The organism is Streptococcus infantis, assembly GCF_047465185.1.
GTDB classification, from domain to species: Bacteria; Bacillota; Bacilli; order Lactobacillales; family Streptococcaceae; genus Streptococcus; species Streptococcus infantis_O.
Genome location: NZ_JASHAJ010000001.1, coordinates 446,697 through 464,953 on the forward strand (window position 1 = coordinate 446,697; position 18,257 = coordinate 464,953).

Here is an 18,257-nt window from a genome sequence, read left to right on the forward strand (position 1 = left end):
ATATAATAGAAACATTGATTTGAAGAATAGGAAGAGAAAATGAATCCTTTATTAAACGGTATGAATGACCGCCAAGCAGAAGCGGTACAGACTACAGAAGGTCCCTTGCTTATTATGGCGGGGGCTGGTTCTGGGAAAACACGAGTTTTGACCCATCGTATTGCTTACTTGATTGATGAAAAGATGGTCAATCCATGGAATATCCTAGCTATTACTTTTACCAATAAGGCCGCTCGTGAAATGAAGGAGCGTGCCTATGGTTTAAATCCAGCTACCCAGGATTGTTTGATTGCGACCTTTCACTCTATGTGTGTTCGTATCTTACGTCGTGATGCGGATCATATCGGTTACAATCGTAATTTTACTATCATTGATCCAAGTGAGCAACGAACCCTGATGAAGCGTATCTTAAAGCAGTTAAACTTGGATCCTAAAAAATGGAATGAACGCTCTATTTTGGGGACCATTTCTAATGCTAAGAATGACCTGATTGACGATGTTGCTTACGCTGCTCAAGCAGAAGACTTGTATACTGATATTGTGGCTAAATGTTATACTGCATACCAAAAGGAACTTCGTCAATCTGAATCTGTAGACTTTGATGATTTGATCATGTTGACGCTGCGACTTTTTGATCAGAATCCAGATGTCTTGACATACTACCAGCAAAAGTTCCAGTACATCCATGTTGATGAGTACCAAGATACCAACCATGCCCAGTATCAACTGGTCAAACTGTTGGCTTCTCGCTTCAAAAATATCTGTGTAGTTGGGGATGCAGACCAGTCTATTTACGGTTGGCGTGGCGCTGATATGCAGAATATCCTTGATTTTGAAAAAGATTACCCTCAAGCCAAGGTTGTTTTGTTGGAGGAAAACTATCGCTCAACCAAAACCATTCTCCAAGCAGCTAATGACGTTATTAAGAACAATAAAAATCGCCGTCCTAAGAACCTATGGACTCAAAATGCAGATGGCGAACAAATTGTCTATTATCGTGCTAATGATGAACAAGACGAGGCTGTTTTTGTAGCCAAAACCATCGATGAACTTGGTCGTAGTCAAAACTTCCTACACAAAGACTTTGCAGTGCTTTACCGTACCAATGCCCAGTCACGTACTATTGAGGAAGCTCTGCTCAAGTCTAATATTCCTTATACCATGGTTGGTGGTACCAAGTTCTACAGCCGAAAAGAAATCCGTGATATCATTGCTTACCTCAATCTCATTGCCAACCTAAGTGACAATATCAGTTTTGAGCGTATCATCAATGAACCAAAGCGTGGCATTGGACCAGGAACTGTTGAGAAGATTCGCGACTTTGCTAACCTACAAGAGATGTCCATGCTGGATGCTTCAGCCAATATCATGTTATCAGGAATTAAGGGTAAGGCAGCCCAGTCGATCTGGGACTTTGCCAATATGATTCTTGATTTGAGGGAGCAACTGGACCAATTAACCATTACAGAGTTGGTTGAGGCTGTCCTTGAAAAAACAGGTTACGTTGATATTCTAAATGCACAAGCAACCTTGGAAAGTAAGGCTCGGGTTGAAAATATCGAGGAATTCTTATCTGTTACCAAAAACTTTGATGACAATCCTGAAAGCCAAGAAGAGGAAACAGGACTAGATAAACTGAGTCGTTTCCTGAATGATCTTGCCTTAATTGCAGATACGGACTCAGGCAGTCAGGAGACGTCAGAAGTAACCTTAATGACCTTACACTCTGCCAAAGGACTCGAGTTTCCAGTTGTCTTTATTATTGGTATGGAGGAGAATGTATTTCCTCTTAGTCGTGCCTCTGAAGATCCTGATGAATTAGAAGAGGAACGTCGTTTGGCCTATGTAGGTATCACGCGCGCTGAGAAGATTCTCTATCTGACCAACGCAAACTCTCGCTTACTTTTCGGACGTACAAGTTACAATCGTCCGACCCGTTTTATCAACGAGATTAGTTCAGATTTGTTGACCTATCAAGGTTTGGCTCGTCCAGCTAATACAAGTTTTAAAGCATCATACAGTAGTGGTGGTACTACATTTGGGCAAGGAGTGAGTCTGGCTCAGGCTCTTCAAGAACGAAAGCGGAATGCTGCTCCTACATCGATCCAATCAAGCGGTTTACCATTTGGACAATTTGCATCTAATAATAAATCGTCATCTAGTGAAACTAGCTGGTCTATCGGAGATATTGCTCTTCATAAAAAATGGGGTGAAGGAACTGTCCTTGAAGTTTCAGGTAGCGGATCAACTCAGGAATTGAAAATCAATTTCCCAGAAGTCGGTCTGAAAAAACTTTTGGCTAGTGTAGCACCGATTGAGAAGAAGTAAGTTTTCTAAATGAATATGATTCCCTTTTGAAATGGCAAGAGGGAATTTTTTGATGCTCTTATCACAAGATTGTGATAGTTTACAAGTTTTTAACAAATAGCTTTTTAAACTTCACTATCTTAAAAAATAGTGTATAATTAAAAATGTCTTTGAAAGGGGAAGAAAATGACTGAAAAACAAATGAAAACTTTGGGTTGGATTGCAACCTTTATGTCTGTTATGATGTATATCTCATATATTCCACAAATTATGAACAACCTTGCGGGTCAAAAAGGAAACTTTATCCAACCAGCAGTAGCTGCAATTAACTGCAGTCTCTGGGTTTACTACGGTCTCTTTAAAAAAGAACGTGATATTCCTTTGGCAGCAGCTAATGCACCAGGTATCGTTTTTGGACTTATTACCGCATTGACAGCAATATTCTAAAAATAAAAAGCAATTAGCAGAGTTATCTGTTAGTTGCTTTTTATATATCTACAAAATATATTTCTCAATAGCGCGTGCAACGCCGTCTTCTTCATTGCTGGCAGTTACAGCATCTGCGAGAGATTTGACGTGGTCGCTGGCATTTCCCATGGCGATCCCCAGCCCAGCAAACTCTAACATCTCAATGTCGTTATTGGCATCACCCATAGCCATGATTTCAGAAGGTTGGATATCTAAAATCTCAGCCAAACGAGAAAGAGCAGAAGCCTTGGTTGTACCGAGTGGCATTGCTTCATAAATAACTGGTTGAGATCGAACACCGCTAAATCTCTGACAAAGTTCATCAGCAAATCGTTGTTCAAAGTCATCTGTTTGTTCTTTTGTCCCTAAAAACATTCCCTGGAACATACGATATTTACCACTAGTAGCTTCTTCCAGTGAGATTTCAGTCAGGTCAGCAAAAACAAGTGTGGCATCATATTGAACGATAGGATTTGGTTTACCTCCAAGAACGAAGTAGTGCTCTTCATCAAAGAGAGTTAACTGAACCTCACTCTTTTCAGCAAGGTCATTCAGGTATTCGATGTCAGATTTACTAAGTTCCCGCCAGTCAACAAGGCTCCAGTCACTGGTTTGGTGGGTAGAACAACCATTATTGACAATAACGTATTCATTTTGCAAATCAAGACCGAGTTTCTTGTAGTAGGGAAGAACTCCAAAGAGAGGACGACCAGTACAGAGAACCAGTTTGACGCCTTTGTCAATAGCCTTATGAATGGCATCAATATGAGCTTGAGGAATTTCCTTGGATTCATTTAGTAGAGTTCCATCCATATCCAGAGCAAGTAGTTTAATCATAGTATTTCCTTTTCACGTGTTTTGCCTATATTATAGCATATTTTGGAAATCAGAGACAGAATCTTCTGTTAAATCATGGTATAATAAGAGGTAATGAATTAACAAACGAGGCAGAGATGAAACTACTTTATACCGATATTCGGACTTCTTTGACAGAAATCCTAACCAAGGAGGCTCAAGGACTAGTTGACCAAGGAAAACGAGTCTTTTATATCGCCCCTAACTCTCTTTCTTTTGAAAAGGAACGTGCCGTGCTGGAGTGCTTGAGTCAGCAGGCTTCTTTTGCTATCACAGTCACGCGCTTCGCTCAAATGGCTCGTTATCTGGTTTTAAATGATATTCCTGAGAGGTCAAGTCTCGATGATATCGGTCTTGGTATGGCTTTCTATAAATGTTTGTCTGAGATAGACGCTAAGGATTTGCGTGTTTACGGGGCTATTAAGCAAGATCCGCAATTCATCGAACAACTGATTGAGATTTATCATGAAATGACAACTGCGAAGATGAGCTTTTTGGATTTAGAAAGTCTATCTGACGCTGATAAACGTTTTGATTTACTCTTGATTTTTGAAAAGGTAGCAGCTTATCTCAATCAATGTCAAGTTTCGCAAGGGAGTCCATTAACCTATCTGATCAATGCTATCGAAGAAAATAAAGTAAGCAGTGATTTTAGTCAGATTGCCTTAGTCATTGATGGTTTTACTCGTTTTTCTGCGGAAGAGGAACACCTAGTGGATCTACTTTATCGTAAGGGTGTTGAGATTGTTATTGGTGTTTATGCGACTAAAAAAGCTTATACAAGTCCTTTTATTGAAGGCAACCTCTATCAAGCCAGTGTTGAGTTTTTACGTCAGTTAGCTTTTAAATATCAGACCAAGGCAGAAGACGCATGTCAAGAACATAAAAATGTTGATGCTTTTGCCAAGGCTTCAAAATTACTGGAAAGTGCTTATGATTATTCTGAAATCAGTTTGGAAGTGGATGCTAAGGATAGAGAAGACTTGCAAATCTGGTCTTGTCTGACACAAAAAGAAGAGCTGGAGCTAGTTGCTCGCAGCATTCGCCAGAAATTGCACCAAGAACCAGAACTGAGTTATAAGAATTTTCGTATTCTACTAGGAGATGTAGAGTCCTATAAACTGTCCTTGCAGACAATTTTTAATCAATATCAGATTCCCTTCTATTTGGGTAAGAGTGAGTCTATGGCTCATCATCCTTTGTCTCAATTCGTAGAATCCATCGGACGTCTCAAACGTTACTATTTCCGTCAGGAAGATTTGATTAATCTCTTACGAACCGGCTTATATACCGACCTTAGTCAAGAGGAAATCGATAGTTTTGAGCAATATCTTCGTTATCTAGGCATTGATGGTCTCTCTAGTTTTAAACAAGAGTTTACAAAAAATCATCGTGAAAAATTTGATTTGGTCAAATTAAATGAGCTTCGTGTTCGCATTGTAAGCCCACTAGAAACTCTATTATCCAGTCGTAAACAAAAGTCTGAAAATATCCTTGCAAAATGGAAGAACTTTTTGAAGGATTCCTTTGTGACTAAGCAACTGCAAATCTTCTCTGCAACAATGGAAGTGGCGGAACAAGAAAGACAAGAGGAGGTCTGGAAGGCTTTTTGTCATGTCATGGAGCAATTTGCAACTGTATTTGAAAGTTCTCAGGTCACTTTGGATGATTTCTTGGCTCTTCTTCATTCAGGAATGTCCTTATCAAATTATCGTACGATCCCAGCAACGGTAGATACTGTTCTGGTGCAAAGTTATGATTTGATTGCGCCTTTGACAGCTGATTACATCTATGCACTTGGCTTAACTCAAGATCACTTGCCTAAAATTGCTCAAAACACTAGTTTATTGAGCGATGAAGAAAGGGAAGTGCTGAACCGAGCAACCCAAGAAGGTTCTCAATTACTGATTGCAAGTCAAGAAAACCTCAAGAAAAATCGCTACACCATGCTTTCTTTGGTCAACTCTGCTAAGAAGCAATTAGTCTTATCAGCGCCAAGTTTACTCAATGAAAATGAGAGTAAAGAGTCGGTTTATCTGAAAGAATTACAGGATTTTGGTTTTAGCAAGATTGAAAAGAGAATTGATCGAAAAAACCTATCAAAGGATGATATTGGTTCTTATCACAGTCTTTTGTCTAGTCTTGTTGCCTATCATCAGCAAGGTGAGATGGAGACAAGTGAACAAGACTTAACCTTTGTTAAAGTTTTAGCTCGTGTTATGGGGAGAAAGTTGGAAGACCAAGGTTTAGAAAATCCAGTCCTGCCTACAAGTCCACGAAGTAAGACTTTAGCAGCAGATACTTTAGATGCCTTGTATCCTCAAAACCAAGATTTTTATCTATCAACTTCGGGATTAACGGAGTTTTATCGAAATGAATATAGTTATTACCTTCGTTATGTCTTAGGCTTGCAGGAAGAATTGCGTCTCCGTCCTGATGCACGAAGTCACGGGAATTTCTTGCATCGTATTTTTGAACGAGCAATGAAACTTCCAACTAATGAATCTTTTGACCGACGTTTAGAACAAGCCATTTCTGAAACTAGTCAGGAAAGAGAGTTTCAAGCTATTTATCAAGAAAGTTTAGAAGCTCAATTCACCAAGGAAGTTCTTTTGGATGTTGCGCGTGCAACAGGTCGCATCCTTCGTCACAATTCTGAGATTGAAACGATTCAAGAAGAGGCAGTCTTTGGTGGCAAGGAACAAGCCTTTGTTCAGTTAGATAACGGCAGAAATGTCTATGTCCGTGGGAAAGTTGACCGTATCGATCGATTAAAGACCAGTGAAGCTATTGGTGTTGTAGACTACAAATCTTCTCTAACTCAATTTAACTTTCCTCTCTTTTTTAACGGTCTAAACTCACAATTGCCAACATACTTGGCTGCTCTTAAGAAAGAAGGAAATAAAGATTTCTTTGGAGCTATGTATTTAGTGATGGCTGAACCGATTCAGTCCTTACAAGCCAATAAAACTCTTTCAAAGGCTTTAGCAGAAACGACTAAGAGTATGAAATATCAAGGGCTATTTCTCGAAAAAGAGATAACGAACCTTGGGGAACTTTACAATAAAAACAAGACCTATCAGTTGTCTGATGAGGAATTCCAGTTATTACTGGACTACAACGCCCTTATCTACAAAAAGGCAGCAGAGAAGATTTTATCTGGCCAATTTGCTATCAATCCATACACAGAAGACGGAAGAAGTATTACCCCATATGTTCAACAATATCAAGCTATTACAGGATTTGAAGCCAATTACCATCTAGGTCAAGCTAGATTCTTAGATAAGGTTGCTAAGAGTAATGACAAGGAAGCTTGGTTTAATAAAATTAGAGAGGAGTTGGAACGATGAAATTTTTATCCCAAGAAGAGGTTGAAGAGTTGCAAGTAGCAGAAGCTCATTCTGACAAGAAACCAAAGAAAACCGCTGAGCAAATTCAAGCTATCTACAGTTCTGGTAAAAACATTCTGGTTTCAGCATCAGCTGGCTCAGGAAAAACCTTTGTCATGGCTGAACGAATTCTTGATCAACTAGCGCGTGGAGTAGAAATTCGCCAACTCTTTATTTCAACCTTTACGGTAAAGGCAGCCACCGAGTTAAAAGAACGCTTGGAAAAGAAAATCAGCCAACAAATCCAAGAGACTCAAAATTTGGAGCTAAAAAAACATCTTGGAAGACAATTAGCTGATTTACCAAACGCTGCCATCGGAACTATGGACTCTTTTACTCAGAAGTTCCTGGCTAAACATGGTTATCTGATTGACCTCGCCCCAAACTTTCGGATTCTTGAGAATGAAAGTGAACAACTTCTCTTAAAAAATGAGGTTTTTCGACAAGTTTTTGAAAGTCATTACCAAGACAAGGAGAAAGATGATTTTAGTCGATTGGTCAAGAACTTTGCTGGTAGGAGTAAAGATGCGCGTGGACTACGTAAACAGGTCTATATGATTTATGATTTTTTGCAATCTACTAGCAATCCTCAGGCTTGGCTAGAGGAATCTTTCCTAAAAGGTTTTGAAAAGGCTGATTTTACAGTTGCTAAAGAAAACCTTGTAGACGATATAAAGGAGAAACTCTGGGATTTGGAAAGTTTCTTCTGTTACCATCTAGAGAATGATGCTAAGGAATTTGGGAAAGCAGCCTACTTAGAAGCTGTCCGACAAGTTCTTGATGAAATTGGAGCTTTAACAAACGAATCTACTTTTAGTCAATATCAAGAAGTTCTAGAGCGAGTTGTGAGTATTTCTAAAGATAAGGGTGGCCGTGCTCTCACAAATGCTAGTCGCAAGGCTGAACTCCTAGAACTGAAAGAAGCGTACAACCAAGAGAGAAAAGACAAGTTTGAAAAGCTAATTGCACTAAATGATCAAATTACTTTATTGAAATTCCAGGAAAAATATCATCAAGAGTCTTGGGACTTAGCAAAGACTTTTCAAGTTTTCATGAGTGATTTTGTTGATGCCTATCGAAAGCGTAAACGTGAAGAAAATGCCTTCGAATTTGCGGATATTAGTCACTATACTATTGAGATTCTGGAAAACTTCCCTCAAGTTCGAAAAGAGTATCAGGAACGCTTCCACGAAGTCATGGTCGATGAGTACCAAGATACCAACCATATCCAGGAAAGAATGTTGGAGCTCCTCTCAAACGGCTATAATCGTTTTATGGTGGGAGATATCAAGCAGTCTATTTATCGTTTTAGACAGGCAGATCCCCAAATCTTCAATGAGAAATTCCATAGTTTTGCTCAAGATAGTGAAGAAGGTCAGTTAATACTGCTCAAGGAAAACTTCCGTAGTAGTTCAGAAGTACTAAATGCTACCAATGACGTCTTTAAGCATCTCATGGATGAGGAAGTTGGAGAGATTTCTTATGACGGCATGCATCAACTTGTTTTCGGAAATACTGATTTACACCCAGATCCAGAAAACAAGGCAGAAGTTCTTTTGTATGATAAGGATGTCGATGGTGATTCTAAGGAAGAGAAAGATTTTTCGACCAACAAACTGACTGGTGAAATGCGAATGGTCATTAAGGAGATATTGCATCTTCATAATGATAGAGGGGTTCCTTTCAATGACATTGCTCTCTTGACTGCCAGCAGAAGTCGGAATGACCAGGTTTTACTTGCTTTGTCGGAATATGGGATACCAGTTAAAACTGATGGCGCTCAAAACAATTATTTGCAATCTTTAGAAGTGCAGGTTATGTTGGATACTCTTCGTGTCATCCATAATCCTCTGCAAGACTTCGCATTAGTAGCTCTCATGAAGTCTCCTATGTTTAGCTTTGATGAAGATGAATTGGCTCGTCTAGCTCTTCAAAATTCTGAGGATAAGGTTCTAGAGAATTTTTATGAAAAACTTGTTAATGCTCAAGCACAAACTAGCCTCCATAAGGATTTAATCAAGTCTGAACTCTATAAAAAGCTTAACCTTTTCTTGGAAACTATTAATTCTTGGCGTTTGTTCTCAAAAACGCATTCGCTTTATGACCTTATTTGGAAAATCTATAGCGAACGTTTCTACTATGATTATGTTGGTGCTTTACCAAATGGTCAGGCTAGACAGGCCAACCTCTATGCCCTAGCACTACGTGCTGACCAGTTTGAAAAGAGTAATTTTAAAGGCTTATCACGTTTCATAACTATGATTGATCAAGTCTTGGAAGCCAAGCACGACCTTGCCAGTGTCACTGTTGCTCCACCTAAGGATGCTGTGGAGCTTATGAGTATTCATAAGAGTAAGGGGCTTGAGTTCCCTTATGTCTTTATTCTCAATATTGATCAGCAATTTAACAAGCAAGATTCCATGTCTGAAGTTATCCTAAGTCGTAAAAATGGCCTTGGTCTCAAGTATATTGCTAGAGTAGCTACAAATGCAAAAGAGGAATATCTTCCATCTACGATTAAGTTATCCATCCCAAGTTTGACTTATACTCAAAATGAGGAAGAACTCCAATTAGCAAGCTATTCTGAGTTAATGCGTTTACTGTATGTAGCCACGACTCGTGCTGAGAAAAAACTTTATCTAGTTGGAAAAGGATCTCGCGAAAAGTTAGAGTCTAAAGAATATCTGACAAATGGAAAAGGTCTTTTGACTCGAGAAACGAGACTAGATGCTAGTAATTTCCAGGACTGGATTTGGGCCATCTATCAAGCTTTTTCTAAAGAGGACTTACACTTTAGTGTTCGTTTCGAGGGTGAAGAACAACTGACAGAAGAAGCTATCGGAGAATTGGAAAATAAAAGCCAGCTCCAAGATCTTTCTCAGGCAAGCAACCGTCAGTCTGATACCATTAGGGAAGTTTTACAAATGCTGAAAGAGGTGGAAGTGTATAATGAAATCCACCGTGCAGCGATTAATCTTCCGAGTGTTCAGACCCCAAGCCAGATTAAGAAGTTTTATGAACCAGTCATGGATATGGAAGGTGTAGTAGTAGCTGGTCAATCTAAACCAAAAGAAACTATTATTCAGTTTGAACTTCCAGACTTCTCCAAGACAGAAGAAGTCACTGGAGCTGAAATTGGTAGTGCTACTCATGAATTGATGCAACGAATTAATCTCGCTAAGAAACCCACTTTGGAAACCTTGACAGAAGCCTTGGAGCAAGTTCAGGCAACTTCAGCTGTTAAAGATAAAGTTAATCTAGACAAAATTTTATCTTTCTTTGATACAGCTCTTGGTCAAGAGATTCTTGCAAATCAAGATAAACTTTATCGAGAACAACCCTTCTCTATGTTAAAAAAAGATGCTAAGAGTCAGGAAGACTTTGTTGTTCGTGGGATTTTAGATGGTTATCTCCTTTACGATGATAAGATTGTTCTCTTTGACTACAAGACAGACCATTATGAATATCCAAGTCAACTGATTGAACGTTATAGAGGTCAATTATCTCTATATGCAGAAGCCTTGTCTCGTTCTTACCAAATAGATCAAGTTGAAAAATATTTAATCTTACTTGGCAAAGATATGGTTGAGGTGGTCGCAGTTAACTAATCTTGTAAAAACTATTGCCTTAATGGCAGTAGTTTTTATTTATTTTCAGTTATGGTATACTAGTTTCAGAAAAGGATGTAAAAGAATCTATGCCAAAAGAAATCGATATCGAATACTATCACCAATTAGCTTTACAAAAGCAAAAAGAGCATCGTAAATTTCTTGGAAATCTGAAAAAGAAAGCTCCAAAAAACCTAGATAAGATTGCGCTGGAGATTCACCAGGAAGTGTTTGAAGAAATTGATTGTACAGCCTGTGCTAACTGTTGCAAGAGCCTTGGACCAGACTTTAAAGAAGCAGATATCACACGCATTGCCAAGTACTTTAAAATGAAATTACCAGCCTTCGAAGATGAATTTCTACAGGTAGATGAAGACGGTGATAAGATCTTTAAGTCAATGCCATGTCCATTTCTCGGTGGTGACAATCTCTGTTCCATCTATGATGTCCGTCCCAAGGCTTGTAGAGAATTTCCGCATACTGACCGTAAAAAGATTTATCAAATCAATAATTTGACTATCAAAAATACTTTAACCTGTCCCGCAGCCTATCTCTTCGTCGAGAAATTAAGAGATAAAATAGAATAAATAGTTATTTTATAATAACTTCCATCCTCAAATTCATTTTCTATTTGAGGATTTTTGTATATTTATTAATATTAATTGTTTTTGATTTCTAAAGGAAATGAGTTCCTGCCTTAAAGTTTCTTTAACTTTTTCTTAAAGAAAACTGATATAAGGTATCTTTAAGCGATGTTCTGTATAGTTATACCATCACTAAGAAAGGAGTGCCGGTATGAACTATATAGTAATTCCAGCTTATCAACCTGATAATAAACTTATCAAACTCATCGAAAAAATTCACGAAAAGAGTGATTTTCATATCCTAGTTATCGACGACGGTAGTTCATCAAAGTGTCAAGATATCTTTGATAAAGCAGAACAATATGCTACGGTGCTCCGTCACCAAGTGAACCAAGGTAAAGGCCAAGCGCTTAAAACGGCCTTTACTTATATCCAACAACAAAATAGCTACGGAACGGTTGTAACGGCAGACGCAGATGGTCAGCATAAGATTTGGGATATTTTCCGTACGGCTAACAAAGCTTCTGAAAATCCTAACAAGCTAATCTTGGGTGTGCGGGCCTTCACTGGTAAAGTACCCATTCGTAGCCGTTTCGGAAATAGCTTGACAAAAGCACTTTTTAAGATTCAAACTGGGGTAGAAGTAGCAGATACTCAGACAGGACTTCGAGCTTTTACAACAAATCTTATTCCTTTTATGCTAAAGATCGAAGGACAACGTTATGAATATGAAATGAATATGCTACTTGAAGCTACTAAAGAATATCAAATTTTAGAAGTTCCCATCGAAACTGTCTATATCAATGATAATGAGGATTCACACTTCCGACCAATAAAAGATGGGCTCATGATTTATAAAAATATTTTTAAATTCGCCCTGTCATCTCTCAGTAGTTTTGTTGTAGACTATATCGTTTACGCTATTGCAATCTTGTTTTTACCAACAGCGCCAACAAGTTTCCGAATTTTCCTAGCTAACGGACTAGCTCGTGTAACAAGCTCCGTTTTTAACTACTCTACAAATAAAAAACTAGTCTTTAAAAACGACGATAGCATTGTGAAAACAGGAATGGGATACTTTGGTCTAGCAGTTGGACTCTTTGTCTTAGACACGCTACTGATTCGTCTCTTCTTTACAATCTTTGGTATCAACCTTCTGATTGCCAAAGTTATTGTCGGCATCCTTCTCTTCGCTGTCTCTTGGACAGTGCAAAAGAAATTGATCTTTAAGGAAAGGACATCAACTGTATTATGAAATTTTTAAAGAAACCATATGCTTATGCCTCGGTTCTCAGTTTACTCTTGACAGGATCCTTTAGTTACTCAATGTTGAAAACTTTTGTACTCGCTGAGACTATTTCGACAGTAGCAACAACTAATACAAGTTCCAATACAGCTCAAGCTAGTCAAGCAGCTAAAACAGCAACAGTAACTAACTCAAGTTATAAGGACGAGAATATCTCTATCAATTTGACTGAAACGACGGTTAATGAAACCCAAGTGTATGTTGCAGATGTTACAGTAAGTTCATCAGAATATCTAAAAACAGCATTTGCTCAAAACTCGTTTGGAACAAACGTAACAGCTAAAACATCTGTCACTGCTGCAGAAAATGATGCAATTTTAGCAGTAAATGGCGACTACTACGGTGCAAACTCTTCAGGTTATGTTATCCGTAATGGAGTTGTCTATCGTGATACTGTCCGTGAAAATTCTAATAATGGTGATTTAGCCATTTATAAAGATGGTTCTTTCAAGATTATTTATGAGGATCAGATTTCAGCTGAGCAACTAGTCAAAGACGGAGTTATTAATCTCTTAGCTTTTGGTCCTGCCTTGGTCGAAAATGGTGAAGTAGTAGTAGGAAAAAACCAAGAAGTTGGACAAGCTATGGCTTCGAATCCACGTACAGCTATTGGTATTATCGACGAAAACCACTACATTATTGTAGTTTCTGACGGACGTACATCTGAAAGTGAAGGTCTCTCTTTGTACCAGCTAGCTGAGGTTATGAAATCCTATGGTGCAAAAACTGCCTACAATCTTGATGGTGGGGGATCCTCTACACTTTACTTCAACGGTCAGGTTATCAACAAACCAACGACTGGAGGAAACAAAATTTCAGAAAGGGCGGTGAGTGATATTGTCTACATCGGTTATTAATCCTAACAAAAAACGTTTTAAAAATACTGCCATCTCTTATACACTAATTACGATTTTCTTCTTTGCTTTTTCTAGAATTTATGAATCATTTAGTTTTGGAGAGACATCTGTTCATATGCACTATTTATTTGCAGTACCTCTTATTGGAGGAATTCTACTAGCAATCTTGCTCAAAGCTCTTCCTCAATTTTCTCGTATTAGTTTTAATCTATGGAATTCGGCAGTAGCGATTATTACAGCGGGTACACTTTTCCGCGGGATTGTCAATCTTTCTGGTCGTTCAACCACACTTGATGCACCATACTGGTATGTAGGTATCGGGTTTGTCGTTCTAGCTCTTTTATCAATATCTATAAATCCTATTCGATTGAAGAAGAATTTCAGAACAACTGAAGTTTAGATAAATGATAAAAAGTAGTCGTTCAGTTACTGTTCGACTACTTTTTGTTGACTTTTATTTCTAAATTGTTTTAACAATATTACAACTTTCTTTCTTCTTAAAGACCTTACTTTTATAATTAAAATTATATTGTATAATAAAGTGGATAAATGTCGTCTTTAAAACGATAAGTAAGAAGTATAAAATATAGGGAATATAAAATTGAAAGGTTAAAAATGAAAAAGATATTACTAGCAAGTACAGTTGTTCTTTCCATGGCAGGGATTTCAAAAACAACAGTATTAGCGGAAGAAAACCATGCTACAAACAAAGTACAAAATTCAGAAAAAACTGTAGCAAATGAAACGAATAAGGAAGCGAAAGAGAAAAAGCAATCTCAAGGTCAAGAGCAAGGCAAGAAAGAGAATCAAAACGAAAAACACGATCAGACTGAAAGAGATTCTTCTCAATCGACACAGAAGCAAGAAACAGCCGTGACCAAGGATAATTCTTCAACAGAAAAAATTACTGAGGAGATCAACAAAGAAGGTTGGCAAAAAGAGAATGGACAATGGCGTTATTATGAACATAAAAAGGTCGTCACAAATTGGAAAAAAATAGCTGGACACTGGTACTATTTTAATCAAGATGGTATCATGCTTAGCAATACAGTCTATGATGACTACCTCTTTAACAAAAGCGGCGCTATGGTTGAAACTTCTTGGGTAAAAATAGATGAGAAGTGGTTTTATGCCACAGAATCAGGAAAGATTATCCGCACCAAATGGGAAAAAATCAACGGTTTTTGGTATCGTTTCGACGAAACTGGTGCCATGTTAACCAAAACCATTTATAATGACTACCTTCTTGAGACTAGTGGAGCTATGCACGAAAATGGTTGGGTAAAAATGGATGAAAAGTGGTATTATTCCACAGAATCAGGAAAGATTATCCGCAACAAATGGGAAAAAATTAACGGTTCATGGTATCGTTTCGATGAAACGGGTATCATGTTAAGCAAAACCATTTATAATGACTATCTTCTTCAGACTAGCGGTGCTATGTCTGAAAAGAACTGGGTAAAAATGGATGAAAAGTGGTACTATGCTACTGATTCGGGAAAAGTCGTTCGTAATAAATGGGAAAAGATTAATAGCTCTTGGTACTTATTTGATAAAGACGGGGTCATGTTGAGTAGTCAATGGAAAGATAAATATTACCTAAAAGATAGTGGCGCCATGGCTCAAAACGAATGGATCTTTGATAAAAAATACAATAGTTGGTTCTACTTAAAATCAGATGGTTCTTATGCTGAAAACCAATGGCAAGGGTCCTACTATCTCAAATCATATGGTTATATGGCCAAGAATGAGTGGATTTTTGATAAGAGTTACAATGCTTGGTATTATCTAAAAGAAGATGGACTATATGCTACTGGAACTCTCAAAATCAATGGTAAAAATTATAGCTTTGAAAATAACGGGAAGTGGATCTCTAATCCATCTAGTTATTATAAAGTAAAACCGATAACAGCCTATGTTTATAGTGCTTCTGGAGTTAGACTTAGCTATATTTCTCAAGGTACTATAGTTGCTGTTTCTGACACAGAGTCTCAAGGTGACAGACTCCCAGTCAAAATTTCTGGACTTTCAGGCTTTATGAATAAGAGTGACCTTGTAGCTGTAAATGCTAGTAACGAGTTTATCCCTCATTATACGAGTGACGGTCGTTACGTTTATCACGAGTTATCACCTTATACAAGTATTCGTGTAGCACCTCATAGTTCATCGATGGCTGTTGGTACAAAATACTATTCAGCAGATGGAATTAACTTTGATAACTTTAAAGTTGAGAATCCATTCCTTTATAGAGATCTAAGAAAGCCAACAAATTATACAGCAGAAGAATTGAATAAGGTTTATTCTCTTATGAATATTCAGGGCAGCCGCCTTGCAGGTAAAGGAGAGGTCTTCAAAGAAGCGGAGAAACGCTATCAGGTGAATGCGCTTTATCTAATGGCGCACAGTGCTCTAGAAAGTGCATGGGGACGTAGTCAGATTGCTAACGATAAGAATAACTTCTTTGGTATTGCTGCCTATGATACTACTCCATATGATTCTGCAAAAAGTTTCGACAATGTTGATAAGGGAATCCTAGGGGCAGCTAAATGGATCCGAGAGAATTATATTGATGAAGGTAGAACCCATCTTGGTAATAAATCATCTGGAATGAACGTTCTTTATGCTTCTGATCCGTATTGGGGTGAAAAGATTGCGAGTATCATGATGACCATCAACAGTAAACTAGGTGAAAAAGACTAAAAATATATTTAAAATCGATGACTATAAAATGGTTATCGATTTTTGTTTGTCTTAATGATCATGAAACAAAAAGAGGATTTACCTTTTAGTAAACCCTTTTTTTGTTTATGAACTTAAATCATCTAAAATTAGACCACTTTAATTTTGTTCATTAAAATTAGTTATTTTTAGATTTAAGTGAATTTCTAACAACTAGAATTGATGAAACAAGGATGATAGTACCAAGAATTGTTACAAATGTTCCTTTTCTTTCACCAGTTTCTGGAAGCCCTGGTTTATCCTTAGTTGTAGTTACTGTAGATTTAGGCTCTTCAGTTGTAGTTGTTGTGCTTGAAGTAGTCTTAGGCTCTTCAGTTGTAGTTGTTGTACTTGAAGTAGTCTTAGGTTCTTCAGTTGTAGTTGTAGTTGAAGTAGTCTTAGGCTCTTCAGTTGTAGTTGTTGTAGTTGTTGTAGTTGTAGGCTCTTCAGTTGTAGTTGTAGTTGAAGTAGTTGTAGGCTCTTCAGTTGTAGTTGTAGTTGAAGTAGTCTTAGGCTCTTCAGTTGTAGTTGTTGTAGTTGAAGTAGTCTTAGGCTCTTCAGTTGTAGTTGTAGTTGAAGTAGCCTTAGGCTCTTCAGTTGTAGTTGTAGTTGAAGTAGTTGTAGGCTCTTCAGTTGTAGTTGTTGTAGTTGTTGTAGTTGTAGGCTCTTCAGTTGTAGTTGTAGTTGAAGTAGTTGTAGGCTCTTCAGTTGTAGTTGTTGTAGTTGAAGTAGTCGTTGGCTCTTCAGTTGTTGTTGTAGTTGTTGTAGTTGTTTCTTCTTTTGGATTCACAATTGTTTTAGTTACTGAATGATCAGCTCCAAAATCGTCAACGTTAACTTCTGTATCCGCAACTTTGATGACATAGCCTGATGGTGCTTCAACCTCGGTGATAATATATTTATCTTTCAACAGTTTGTTAACAGCAATATTACCATTTTCATCAGTTTCGTATTCACCAATCACTTGATTGTTAGCTTGACGAACTACTTTAAATTTAGCACCCTTAAGTGGTTGATTCGCCTCATCTACTTTATGGATATTGATTGAGTAAACATAACCAAGACCAGCACCACCAGCAATTTGAACTGCAGCACCATTAATTACGCTCGTACTTTCAATACCAACACCTTTAAGAGTTGCTTCATTTTTCAATAACTCACCATCAACAGGGTCATAATTTAGACGAACGTTATAAGAAATACGATATTGGTCCGCTTCAGTAATATCTCCTAAGTCAACTACGAAAGATTGTCCATCTTCAGCGACTGTCACTTTATGTTGATCTGTAACATCAACACGGTCAGAGAATACCCATTCACCAGTTTCGAAAGAGAATTTACCTTTGATAACTTTAATACTATCTTTTACATAGCTAGCATTTGTAAATTGCAAGTGGTCCTCAATCGTTACACCTTTGATGTTTTGTTTTGTACGATTGACTGAAATAGTGTATTGGACCTCTCTTTTATCACCTTCATTAACCCAACTAGTCTTTGTTAAAACTTTTGGATCACCATCACCGATACCTTTAAATGTAATCTTCCCAGCAGGTTTTGATTCTTTGTTTATCGTAATCTCAATTGGAATTTCTCCTTGTTGAGGATGTTTTTTGAAATCGACACGAGCATAGAAGAAGAAAGAGCCGTTTGTATCGTTATGTTTTTCAACATAATCCGTATAAGTTAAAGAAATGGACTTGTTATCCGCACTTACTTTAGCGTGCGCGATAATCTCATTTGTATTGATATCTTTAATTTCGAATGATTGTGAAGTAACCACCAAAGCGTCTGGTACAGTCATAACAGTAGTATCCCCTGCTTTGACATTTTTTCCAGATAAATCAAATTTTGCATTGATACGGAATGTAGCCCATTGCGCTAAATCCCAAGTTAGATCTCCACCTTCATTATTTACAACTTTGACATCTGTAATAGCATCTACAAATTTTCCAGTTACTGAAACCTCAGGAGTTTCAGCAAATGTTTTATTCAAACTAAATACAAAGACAGTTGTCAGTAAGCAAATAATAAAAGAAAAGATTCCCAATTTCTTCTTGTTCTTCATTATTTTTCTTCCCCTTTGTTAGATTGGTATTCTTAAGATACAAAAAAATATTGTACTTTAAGTAATACTCCCTGAATCAATTATTTTATATAGGATGACT

At 37.6% G+C, this 18,257-nt stretch carries 11 protein-coding genes; 9 read left to right on the forward strand and 2 right to left on the reverse strand.

Annotated features, from left to right (window positions below; all coding sequences use genetic code 11):
- Positions 1–39: 39 nt before the first annotated feature.
- Positions 40–2,328 carry a DNA helicase PcrA gene (gene pcrA / locus QM382_RS02245; RefSeq protein WP_414272285.1) on the forward strand — a complete coding sequence of 763 codons (2,289 nt, stop codon included), beginning with the start codon at positions 40–42 and terminating at the stop codon, positions 2,326–2,328.
- Between the two features lie 165 nt (positions 2,329–2,493).
- The gene (locus QM382_RS02250; protein WP_414272286.1) at positions 2,494–2,754 is read left to right on the forward strand and encodes a SemiSWEET family transporter; all 261 of its coding nucleotides are present in this window, start codon (positions 2,494–2,496) and stop codon (positions 2,752–2,754) included.
- A 48-nt stretch (positions 2,755–2,802) separates the two neighbouring features.
- Here QM382_RS02250 and QM382_RS02255 read toward each other — a convergent pair whose 3' ends face one another.
- Positions 2,803–3,612, reverse strand: coding sequence for a Cof-type HAD-IIB family hydrolase (locus QM382_RS02255; RefSeq protein ID WP_414272287.1), 810 nt, complete (start codon positions 3,610–3,612; stop codon positions 2,803–2,805).
- 116 nt (positions 3,613–3,728) lie between these two features.
- Here QM382_RS02255 and rexB point away from each other — a divergent pair, with 116 nt between their 5' ends.
- The 7 genes from rexB (at position 3,729) to QM382_RS02290 (ending at position 16,074) form a co-directional block, all read left to right on the forward strand.
- Positions 3,729–6,980: an ATP-dependent nuclease subunit B gene (rexB, locus tag QM382_RS02260; protein WP_414272288.1), complete on the forward strand. Its 3,252-nt coding sequence runs from the start codon at positions 3,729–3,731 to the stop codon at positions 6,978–6,980.
- Positions 6,977–10,627: a helicase-exonuclease AddAB subunit AddA gene (addA, locus tag QM382_RS02265; protein WP_414272289.1), complete on the forward strand. Its 3,651-nt coding sequence runs from the start codon at positions 6,977–6,979 to the stop codon at positions 10,625–10,627. The genes rexB and addA overlap by 4 nt, the downstream gene beginning before the upstream one ends.
- 89 nt (positions 10,628–10,716) lie before the next feature.
- Positions 10,717–11,214, forward strand: a complete 498-nt coding sequence (locus QM382_RS02270) for a YkgJ family cysteine cluster protein (RefSeq protein ID WP_414272290.1) — start codon at positions 10,717–10,719, stop codon at positions 11,212–11,214.
- Positions 11,215–11,422: 208 nt separating this feature from the next.
- Positions 11,423–12,466 (forward strand): glycosyltransferase, encoded by a 1,044-nt coding sequence (locus tag QM382_RS02275; RefSeq protein ID WP_414272291.1) that lies wholly within the window; start codon positions 11,423–11,425, stop codon positions 12,464–12,466.
- Entirely contained in the window at positions 12,463–13,374 is a 912-nt protein-coding gene (locus QM382_RS02280) for a phosphodiester glycosidase family protein (RefSeq protein ID WP_414272292.1), read from the forward strand. Before QM382_RS02275 ends, QM382_RS02280 begins: the two co-directional genes overlap by 4 nt.
- On the forward strand, positions 13,349–13,774 hold the full coding sequence (locus QM382_RS02285) for a hypothetical protein (protein WP_414272293.1): 426 nt from the start codon (positions 13,349–13,351) through the stop codon (positions 13,772–13,774). The genes QM382_RS02280 and QM382_RS02285 overlap by 26 nt, the downstream gene beginning before the upstream one ends.
- Positions 13,775–13,989: 215 nt before the next feature.
- Positions 13,990–16,074: a glucosaminidase domain-containing protein gene (locus tag QM382_RS02290; protein WP_414272294.1), complete on the forward strand. Its 2,085-nt coding sequence runs from the start codon at positions 13,990–13,992 to the stop codon at positions 16,072–16,074.
- A gap of 157 nt (positions 16,075–16,231) precedes the next feature.
- Here the strand turns inward: QM382_RS02290 and QM382_RS02295 are convergent, their stop codons facing one another.
- Positions 16,232–18,157 (reverse strand): Ig-like domain-containing protein, encoded by a 1,926-nt coding sequence (locus tag QM382_RS02295; protein WP_414272295.1) that lies wholly within the window; start codon positions 18,155–18,157, stop codon positions 16,232–16,234.
- Positions 18,158–18,257 lie beyond the last annotated feature (100 nt).